Below are 9,270 nucleotides of genomic sequence, written 5' to 3'. Positions count from 1 at the left end.
CGCGAGCTTCAGGCACTTCTCGCGACCTGGACCGGCGCCTGCCCCACCTGCCACCGCGACATACCCGTCCCACCAACCTGACCAAGCACTACTAGCTTTTCGCGAGCAGCACGGGCAGCAACTGCTCCTCCTCGTGCCGGAAGTGTGCTTCCAACTCATCCGTCAACCGGGCGAGTTCGGCGCGCAGCAGCTCGGTCTCCGTGCCGGACGGTGCGTCCGCCAGGCGGTCGGCGAGGGCTTCGACGCCGGTGAGGCGCGTGGCCACGCTGCGGTGCTCGGCCCGCAGCCGTGCGATCACCGGGGCCAGTTCGGGCCATTGGCGCTCGAAGCCGCTGAACACGCCGTCCTCGTTGGTGTGATGCTCGTGCAGCGCACCGCACACGGTCAGGCAGTGGGTGGCCAGTTGTCTGCCGAGGGCCGGGGCCGGCAGGTCGGTGGGAGAGGCCCGATGGGTGTCGATCTCGTCGAGCAGCGCGGCGAGGTGCCGGCGCAGCTCGCCGTGGACCCGCACCAGGAACTCCCCGAGGGCGCGGGCGCGTTCGGCGGACACGCTCCCCGGTACCGCGGCCTCGGAAGCCCGGGTCAGGGCGATGACGGGAATGAGCCGGGAGGTGGCCGTCGCGTAGGCGGCGAAGGCCGGGTCGCGCCGGCACTGGTCCCGGAACCGCCGGTCACGCTCCGTGCCATGGAGTACGCCGGCCACGGCCGCGTACCGCTCGACGGCGCCGTCCCCGGTGCCGACCTCCACGGTGACGCGGCGGTCGGCGAGCAGGTTGCGGTACCAGGCGGGGTGGCGGGGACCGCCGCCGTTGGAGCCGAAGACGAGCAGGCGGTCGCCGTCCCGGGCATGGACCACCGGAGTGGTGCGGGGACGGCCGGTGCGGGCGCCGGTGGTCGTGAGCAGCAGCAGGGGCGCCCCGGCGAACGTGCCGCCGACCCGGCCGCCGTTCGCCCGGAACTCGTCGATGACCTGCTGGTTGAACGCGGCCGTTGAGGTGTGCCGTTCCGGCATGCGGAAGATCCTTCCACTAGCATCGGCGGGTGCGAACGCATTTGCGTTGAAAACAAAGCATCTTTGTTTGCAAAGCTATCTGGAGGTGTGGGGCGTGTCAATCGACTCCCGCGGGCATGACGACCCCGGGCACGACGACCGCGGACCGGACGGTCCTGGACGGGTCGGCTCCGCACGCGGTGGCTCCGAACGGGCCGGATCCGGTCCGGACGGTTCCGGCCGGAGTGACTCCGGGCCGGGCGTCGACGAGGCGATCCGGGCGCTGCTCCTGCTCATGCCGCGCATGGTCGGCCGGGCGAAGCGGATCCCGGCGCCGGTGGAACTGCAGTCGATGGCGCTGGCCCCGCGGCATCTGTCCCTGCTGGCATATCTGCTGTTCGACGGTCCGATGAGCATCAACGAGCTGGCTGCCCAGCTGGAGGTCGCGCCGACGACGGTGAGCCTGCTGGTCAGCGAGCTGAGCCAGAAGGGCGTCCTGGAGCGGCGCGAGGACGAGACGGACCGGCGGCGCAAGATCGTCAGCCTTGCCGACGCGCACCGGGAAGCCATCGACGCGTGGCTCGGCCAGGGCGCCGGCGCCTGGCGCAAGGCACTGGCACCGCTGACGGCGGCCCAGCGACGGATGTTCATCGACACGTTGTCGGCGTACGAGCGGGCACTCGGGGAGGGACGGGCGCCGGAGGCGGAGTGAGCGCCGGGGGAGCAGTGGGCGGCCCGCCTCCTCGTGAACCGCGCCACGTACGGCACCGGCCTAGCTGTGACGGCCGGCGGGCGGTCCGAGAGCCGATCCCCTGGTCGGCCGGCCCGACCCGTGCGCATGCGGATCCGTGGACGTCGGCGCGGGTGTGCGCCCGGGACCGCCGCACCAGCCGCCCTCCGGTGCCCGAGTCCCGTCGCCGCGGCACGTCGTGTTCCGGCGGCGGCAATCCGGTGGCGGCCCGGCGCTCACGGCTGCAACGCTTCCGGCATGAGTCCCGAGCACCACAACCCGCCCGGCACCGGCCGACTGGGCGATCCGATCGACGCCCGGCCCCTGTTCGGCCCGGAGCTGACGGCGCTCCTCGACACCGTGCGGGGCCTGCGGCCGGCCGACTGGAACAGGACCGCCGTCCCGGGCTGGACCGTGCACGACCTCGCCGCCCACGTCCTCGGCGACTGCTACGGCCGCCTCGGCGCCGCACCCGACGGATACAGACGGATCTTCCGGCCCGGAGAAACACTTGAGGCGTTCATCCACCGCACCAACCAGGAATGGGTCGACCGCCGCGCCGACGACAGCCCCGTCCGGCTCGTCGCCGCCCTGGAGGACGCCGGGACCCGGGTGGCCGGTCGATTCGCCGCGGCCGACCTCGAAGCGCCCGCCCTGGGCGTGTCATGGGCGGGCGCGGATCCGGCGCCGGCCTGGCTGGACATCGCCCGGGAGTTCACCGAGTTCTGGACCCACCGGCAGCAGATTCGCCGGGCGCTCGGCCGCGGCACCGACCCCGAACCACGCGCCCTGTCCACGGTCCTGGACACGTTCATGCGGGCCCTGCCGCACACGCTGCGCCATACGGCGGCACCCGTCGGAACCCAGGTCCACGTGGTCGTCGCGGGACCGGCCGGCGGCCGGTGGTCCGCCACCTCGGCCCCGGACCACTGGTCGCTGGCCGAACCGCCCGGCGGCCGGCCGGCCGCGTCGGTGTCGATGGACACGGAGACCGCCTGGCTGCTGTGCACCCGCGGCATCGAACCCGCCACCGCCCTGTCCCGCGCACGGATCGCCGGGGAACACCGGCTCGCCGAGGCCGTGTGCCGGATCGTGTCCGTCGTCCACTGACCCGAGCGGGACCTGCCCCGCCCGAGGGCACCGTTCGCCGACGGGGCGCCGGTCCGGCCGGGCCCCGGCGCCGGACCGCTCGCCGCGCCCGGTCCTGTCCGGGCCATGGCCGCCGCGCCGATGCCGCCGCCCGCGCACGGACACCCTCGGGTCAGCGATGGCCGCCGGTCGGCACCGTGAACGTCGGGCGCCCGGCGGGCAGTTCCACCGTGTACTGGCGCAGGTAGGTGTCCAGGTACGGGGAACGGGCACCGCCGGTGGCGATGTCGTCGGCCGGATCGTCCAGGGGCAGCTTCAACCGCGCCCCCTTGACCGAGATCGTCTCGCCCGAAGGGGTGTCCCGCCACGAACCGGTCTGGATGGAGCCGATCTCCACGGCCAGCACGTGTCCGGCCGTCAGGGTCCAGTCGGTCGCCTTGAGGTCGACGGTCAGCCGGCCCGAGTCCAGCAGCGAGACCTGCTCGTCGAACATGACGGCCGTGCCGTCCGGGGCGACGTCGTAGAGCTTGAGCATGATGTTGCCCGCGCCCTTGGCGGTCAGCGAGACCTGCGGGGTGCCGGTGACCCGCACGGCCTTCCGGACCGGCTCGGACCACACGAAGAAGCTCGACGTGACCTGCCCGGACGCCTGAAGCCGTGCCGCGTTGCCGGTCAGGCCCTCGGGCGCGGCCTGTTCGATCGCGGGCGCGTGCTCCATGTCCCAGTCGCCGGACGGCTGCCGAAGCGCCTCGGGCACCGGCTCGCCGGCCGCGGCGAGGGCCGCGCGGGCGGAGGCGCCCCCGTCGTCGACGTACGAGCCGCCGCCGAGCGGCAGCGTGGCGGACCGCTCCACCACCGGCCAGGTCCGCTGGCCGCGCCAGGCGCCGGTGGAGTCCTCGACGGCGTAGGACGGGTAGCGGACCGTCGGCTTGACGCCCTTGAGGTACTGGTCGTAGAAGGACAGCGTCTCGTCGTACCAGCCCTCGCGGCCCATGGCCAGACGCCCGTCACCGACGCGGTCGCCGCCGCGCACGTGGTCCCACTGGCCGAGCCAACCGCGCTCCGGGCCCTTGTGGTTGTCCAGGTACTCCTGCATCTCCTCGGGCTTGGTGTTGTTCTCGACAAAGCCCTGGGTGACGAACAACGGGGTGTCGGTGCCCTTGGCCATCTTCGCCAGGTCACGGGAGGTCCAGTGCGCGTCCTGCTGGTCGGCGATCCGGTACCCGGCCGAGTTCTCCGTCAGGCACTCCGGATGGGTGTCCTCCCACCGGGCGTTGGCCTGGTACCGCGGGTCGTCGTCGGCCAGCGGGGCGAGCGTGGCGATGGAGTTGTAGGCGTCCGCGGTGCCGGTGACGTTCGGGCGGGGCACGCCGTTCGAGTAGATGTACTGGTACATGTCCCACACGGGCTCCTGGGCGACGACGGCCCTGAGCGCCTTCTGGTCCAGGTCGTTGCCGATGAGGCCCGTGACGGCGTCGTAGGACTTGCCGTACATGCCCACCGCGCCGGTGGACCACGGCTGGCGCGCCGCCCAGTCGACGGCCGCCTTGACGTCGGCCTGTTCGCCGGGGCCGCCCCAGTCGAGGCAGCCGGTGGACCCGCCGAAACCGCGCAGGTCGACCATGACGAAGGCATAGCCGTGCGCGAACAGGCCGGAGCCCTCGACGAAGTCCTGGAACCGGGCGGAGGGGCCGGTGTGCGTCCAGCCCTCGGGGCCGGTCTGCCCGGTGTGCGCGAAGTACGGACCGACCGACAGGATGACGGGCACCTTCGCGCCCTCGGCCAGCCCCTCGGGCAGCAGGACATCGGCGTGCAGTTCGGTGCCGGAGCGGTCCGAGGACGGGAAGTACTCCTGTGTCCAGACCGAGCCTTCCGGGACGCGGTCGTTCTCCGCGTGGGTGACGGGGCCGGTCGCGGCGGCCGGCTGAACCGTCCGGCTCTGCGCCGCGGTCGCGGGTGCCGCGGTGGCGGTGTGGGTGAGCGTGGCGGTCAACGCGAGGGTGGTGGCGAAGGTGGCGGCCCAGGTGGCCGCACGACGTCTCTTCACATGCTCCTCCGGAGTGCTGACTACGGGTGGTGCAGGTGGTGGTACGGGTCGAGCGAGGGGCCCCGTCCCACGGGGCACGGGGCCGCGACCGGCGGCCCCCGCGCGACGACCTGAGGCGCGGGTGCGGGACCGGAGGCGATGGCCGGGAAGCCTATGATCATGACGGATACGCGTCAATGCCGCGGTGTGTCCGGCGTGTTACCGCCCCCCGGCTGCTGGGTCTGGTGCCGGGTCCGCGCCAACACCCCGTACACCGGACCGAGTCGGCCGCTGGCCGGGCCGGGCCGCGGCGCCGGCACCGTGGCGCCGGGTGGCCGTCACCGCCCCCGCCCTCGCGGCCAGGCGCCCCCCACTCGGCCGGCCCGCCGCCGGTTCCTCCCGGCGGCCGCGAGACGCCGCTCAGGGCGCCGGCGGCCGCGGCCTCGCCGGCGTCCGAAGGACCTCCGCACCAGGGGCTTCGGCTCCGGGGCCACCGCCCGGGGCACGGCCGGGAGGGAGCAGCGGATTGGGGTAAGGTGCGTCACATTCGGTTTGGTTTTCACCAAAGGAGGGGTCCTGTGGCACGGCAGGAGCGTGCGGTACGGACCCGCCGTGCTGTTGTCGAGGCCGCGGCCTCGGTCTTCGCCGAGCGCGGCTACGCGGCGGCGACCATCGCGGAGATCCTGGAGCGGGCCGGGGTCACCAAGGGCGCCCTGTACTTCCACTTCGACTCCAAGGAAGCCCTGGCGCGCGGCGTGATCAAGGCGCAGGTCACCAGCGACTACCGGGTGCCCCGCGAGCTGAAGCTCCAGGAGTGGGTGGACTACGGGATGACGCTGGCCCACCGGGTGCCCCGGGACGCGATCCTGCTGGCCGGCATCCGCCTCTCCGGCGGCCTCCAGGGCAGCACCCGGTTCGGCAGCGCCTGGCCGGCCTGGATCGAGATGTCGACCGCCCTGCTCACCGAGGCCAGGGAACGGGGCGAGGTGCTGCCGCACGTGGAGCCCGGACAGACCGCCGAGTGCTTCTTCGGGGCCTGGCTGGGCACACAGGCGTACTCCGAGGTGAGTTCCCGCTGGAACGACCTCAGCGAGCGGGTCTCCGTCCTGTACAACCACGTACTGCCGGCCATCGCCACGCCTGCCGCGCTGGTCAGGCTGGACACCGAACCGGACCGGGGCGCCCGCGTCGTCCACGAGGCCGAGGCACAGCGCGCCGGCGAGGCCGCACTGGTGGCGACGGACGCCTGACCGGCACCGCGCCCGCCGCACCCGCATCCGCACCACCTCCACCGCTGCCGCGCGCACCCGCGCGGCAGCGGTGATCCGGCGGTCCGGACGAACCCCGCGTGCTGTTCGTCGGCCGGCCGAGGGCCGTCAGCCGCGCAGGCCCGCGGCCCGCAGCCTGCGGTACACCCCCTCCCACTGCGGCTCGACCGCCTCGGTGGTCCGGGAGCCGACGGCCGTGTCCTTGAACCCGCTGGAGGTCGAGACACAGACCACCGGTGAGCCGACGTCGCCCGCACTGCGCAGCCCCGCGAGTCCGGCGGCGCCGGAGAGTTCCGTCCACAGGCCGGCCCGGGCCAGCTCCGCCTGGGCCGCTTCGAGCCGGCCGTCGTCGAGGGCCAGCGCCCGGCCACCGCTGTCCCGGACGGCGAGCACACCGCGATAACCGCTGACCACGGAGACGATCGAGTACGCCGCCGTCGGGGACACCTCGACCCGGGCCGCGGCGACGCCCTGCCGCATCGCCTCCGCGAGCGGCGCGGCGGCGGCCGGCTCGCAGGCGAAGACGCGCGGCAGCCGGTCCGTCAGACCGAGCCGGCGCAGCTCGGCGAAGCCCTTCCACACGCCGAAGAGGAGCTCGCCGTAACCGGTGGGCACGAACACGGCCGCGGGCACCCCGAGATCCTGGAAGATCTCGTAGGCGATGGTCTTGTACCCCTCGGGCCCGAAGGGATGTCCGGTGTGTGTGGCGGTGAGGTTGCTGACCGGGTGCAGGCCCATGCGGTCGACGACCTGCCGCATCAGCGGCCAGCGTGCCGCCCTCGGCACCGGCAGCACCACCGCGCCGTAGGCGTTCAGGAACGTGTCCACGGCCGGTGGCAGATCGAGACCGGTGAACACGACGCACCGCAGGCCCGCCCGGGCGGCGAAAGCGGCCGCGGACGCCCCGTGGTTGCCGGAGGACGCCACCACGATGCCCGGCGCCCCGACGCCCAGCGCGGCGCTCGTGGTGCAGCGGTTCAGCCGGTCCTTGTGGCTCCAAGTGGGGTTGCGCGACTCGTCCTTGAGGTAGACCCCGGGCTCGAACTCGATCAGCGGGGTGCCGCCCTCGCCCAGGCCCGGCGCGGAGAGCGGCGGGAGCAGGGGCGCCCACCGGTCAAGCCCTTCGGCGCGACGCGCGGTGCGGTTGGGGGAGAAGAGGGCGGCCGGCACCCGTTCGTAGTCGTAGTCGACCTCGACGGGGTAGGAGACGCGGCTCGTGCTGGTACGGGGGCAGCCGTGGGTCCGCGGGGGCCACAGCGGGTAGCGGATGTCCGGGTCGCCGAGGGACCGTTGCCTGGTTGCCAGGGAGTTTCCTGCCGTCACGGATCAACCCTAATGTGCCGACAGGTGCCGACAGGTGACGTTCGCCCCGTTGCAACGCCCGGTTCGCTCACCGGGGCGTTCCGGGCCGGGGACCCGGAACCCCGTGACGGCGCTCCCCGAGGGCGAACACCGCCTGCCACGCCACCGGACGCCCGCGTGCGAAGGCGACCCGCACCGGTGACGTCCCGGCCGGTACGGCCGTCACCGCGACGTCGCCTCGGCCATCCGCGGCGTCTCGCCCGCTTCCGGAGCCCCGGGTATGCCGGCTGTCCCGGCCGCTCGCGGTCCGCCGGCAGCCGCCGGGGCACGACCCGTCGTCAGGGTGCGGATCTGACGGCTGCACAGGGCCGCCGCCGTGACGACGGCCACCAGGGCGGCCCCGCCGATAAGCGTGGGCCCGGTGCCCAGGCGCCGGGCCAGCGGGCCCGCGGCCATCTCGCCGAGCGGGAGCGCCACGAAGGAGCCCAGCGCGTCGTAGGCGTACACGCGGGCCAGCCGGTCGTGCGGGACGTTCTCCTGGAGCGAGACGTCCCAGGCGACCGCGAACTGTTCCAGGGCCAGCCCGCCCGCGAACATGGCGATGCCCACCAGCAGGGCGTAGGGCGCCTGGGCCAGGACCACCAGCGGCACCGCCTCCACCGCCGTCAGCGCCACGCCCAGCAGCAGCGCGCGGCGGACCCGGGAGCGGGCCGCGAGGACCCCGCCGGCCAGGGCTCCGGCCATCTGGGCGGCCAGGACCGCGCCCCACAGGCCGCGGCCGAACGTGTCGTCGGCGATGTCCGGGCCGAGTACCTGCACGCCGCCCGCGACGACCGCGTTGACCACCATGAACTGGAGGACCACGAGCCACACCCAGCGGCGGGCGGTGAACTCCCGCCAGCCCTCGCGCAGCTCCCGCAGCGGACGGACCCGCTCGCCCGGTGCGGACTTCCCGGCCGCCCGGGGCACCCGCACGCCCAGGAAGCACACCGCCGCACCGCAGAACGCCACCGCGTTGCACGCCAGGCCCCAGCCGGGCCCGAGGACGGCCGCCACCACGCCCGCCAGGGACGCGCCCGCGATCGCACCCAGATTGGTGCCCATCCGCAGTACGGCGTTGGCCGGGCGGATCAGCTCCGGCGGCACCGTCTGCGGGGTCAGCGCCACGGACGCCGGCAACGACAGGGCGGCCAGGGCGCCGTTGAGGACGCTGAGCAGCATCAGCAACGGGATCGACGTCGCCGACACCAGCACGCTCGCGGCGATGGCCGCCTGCACCCCGGCCGCGGCGAGTGCCGAGCCCTGTAGCACCAGCGTGCGCCGCACCCGGTCGGCGACCACCCCGCCGACCAGCAGCAGCGCCACGTTGGCCAGCGAACGCGCACCGACCACCAGACCCAGGTCGGTCGTCGAGCCGGTCGTGTCCAGCACGGCGAAGGCCAGGGCGACCGGGGCCATCGCATTGGCGAAGTACACCAGCAGCCGGCCGGCCGCCAGGCTGCGGAAGGACCGGTGCGCCAGCGGCGCCCACAGCAGTCCCGTCCCCCGCCCGGCGCTCTGCCCGGCCCCTTCCCCCGTATCCGTCATGCCGCCGCCCGTTCCCTTTCCCCTGGCCCGCCCCGTCACCAGGTGGAGCGTACCGGCGGCGCGGCCGGCGGCCGGCCGCGGGCAGGGCGGCTCCCCCGACCGCCGGAGGGTCCGGCTCCGGCCACCTGCGCGACGTGTGGTCCGAGCCCGCGGATCCGTGGCCGGCCGCCCCGCCGATACGCGGCTGTGACCGCTCTCGCGCAACCGCGGGACGCACAGCGGGGTCACACACCCCGGACAGCAACGTTCTCCCGCCCCCAGCGAGTGAAGGACAACG

Annotated in this window: 7 protein-coding genes; 3 read left to right on the top strand and 4 right to left on the bottom strand. The window is 74.1% G+C overall.

Annotated elements, in window-relative coordinates:
• Nucleotides 1-91 precede the first annotated feature (91 nt).
• Nucleotides 92-1,012 (bottom strand): nitroreductase/quinone reductase family protein, encoded by a 921-nt coding sequence (locus tag ACFY2B_RS33750; protein WP_390766877.1) that lies wholly within the window; start codon nucleotides 1,010-1,012, stop codon nucleotides 92-94.
• A gap of 274 nt (nucleotides 1,013-1,286) precedes the next feature.
• Here ACFY2B_RS33750 and ACFY2B_RS33745 point away from each other — a divergent pair, with 274 nt between their 5' ends.
• Both ACFY2B_RS33745 and ACFY2B_RS33740 read left to right on the top strand, forming a co-directional pair.
• On the top strand, nucleotides 1,287-1,703 hold the full coding sequence (locus ACFY2B_RS33745) for a MarR family transcriptional regulator (RefSeq protein WP_390766886.1): 417 nt from the start codon (nucleotides 1,287-1,289) through the stop codon (nucleotides 1,701-1,703).
• 276 nt (nucleotides 1,704-1,979) lie between these two features.
• Nucleotides 1,980-2,831: a maleylpyruvate isomerase family mycothiol-dependent enzyme gene (locus tag ACFY2B_RS33740; protein WP_390766876.1), complete on the top strand. Its 852-nt coding sequence runs from the start codon at nucleotides 1,980-1,982 to the stop codon at nucleotides 2,829-2,831.
• Nucleotides 2,832-2,982: 151 nt separating this feature from the next.
• Here ACFY2B_RS33740 and ACFY2B_RS33735 read toward each other — a convergent pair whose 3' ends face one another.
• On the bottom strand, nucleotides 2,983-4,857 hold the full coding sequence (locus ACFY2B_RS33735; protein ID WP_390766875.1) for a CocE/NonD family hydrolase: 1,875 nt from the start codon (nucleotides 4,855-4,857) through the stop codon (nucleotides 2,983-2,985).
• Between the two features lie 557 nt (nucleotides 4,858-5,414).
• Here ACFY2B_RS33735 and ACFY2B_RS33730 point away from each other — a divergent pair.
• A complete protein-coding gene (locus ACFY2B_RS33730; RefSeq protein ID WP_390766874.1) occupies nucleotides 5,415-6,086 on the top strand; it encodes a ScbR family autoregulator-binding transcription factor in 672 nt (223 codons plus the stop codon).
• Nucleotides 6,087-6,212: 126 nt separating this feature from the next.
• Here ACFY2B_RS33730 and ACFY2B_RS33725 read toward each other — a convergent pair whose 3' ends face one another.
• Entirely contained in the window at nucleotides 6,213-7,427 is a 1,215-nt protein-coding gene (locus ACFY2B_RS33725) for a pyridoxal-phosphate dependent enzyme (protein ID WP_390766873.1), read from the bottom strand.
• Nucleotides 7,428-7,628: 201 nt separating this feature from the next.
• Nucleotides 7,629-8,993 carry an MFS transporter gene (locus ACFY2B_RS33720; protein ID WP_390766872.1) on the bottom strand — a complete coding sequence of 455 codons (1,365 nt, stop codon included), beginning with the start codon at nucleotides 8,991-8,993 and terminating at the stop codon, nucleotides 7,629-7,631.
• Nucleotides 8,994-9,270 lie beyond the last annotated feature (277 nt).

Source organism: Streptomyces sp. NPDC001270, from assembly GCF_042896695.1.
GTDB lineage: Bacteria > Actinomycetota > Actinomycetes > Streptomycetales > Streptomycetaceae > Streptomyces.
This window is presented reverse-complemented; position numbering and strand designations above follow the sequence as displayed.

Coding starts and splice junctions, on each gene's coding strand:
- ACFY2B_RS33720 (WP_390766872.1), bottom strand. CDS start 8,993: ATGACGGATACGGGGGAAGGGGCCGGGCAGAGCGCCGGGCGGGGGACG.
- ACFY2B_RS33745 (WP_390766886.1), top strand. CDS start 1,287: ATGCCGCGCATGGTCGGCCGGGCGAAGCGGATCCCGGCGCCGGTGGAA.
- ACFY2B_RS33750 (WP_390766877.1), bottom strand. CDS start 1,012: ATGCCGGAACGGCACACCTCAACGGCCGCGTTCAACCAGCAGGTCATC.
- ACFY2B_RS33740 (WP_390766876.1), top strand. CDS start 1,980: ATGAGTCCCGAGCACCACAACCCGCCCGGCACCGGCCGACTGGGCGAT.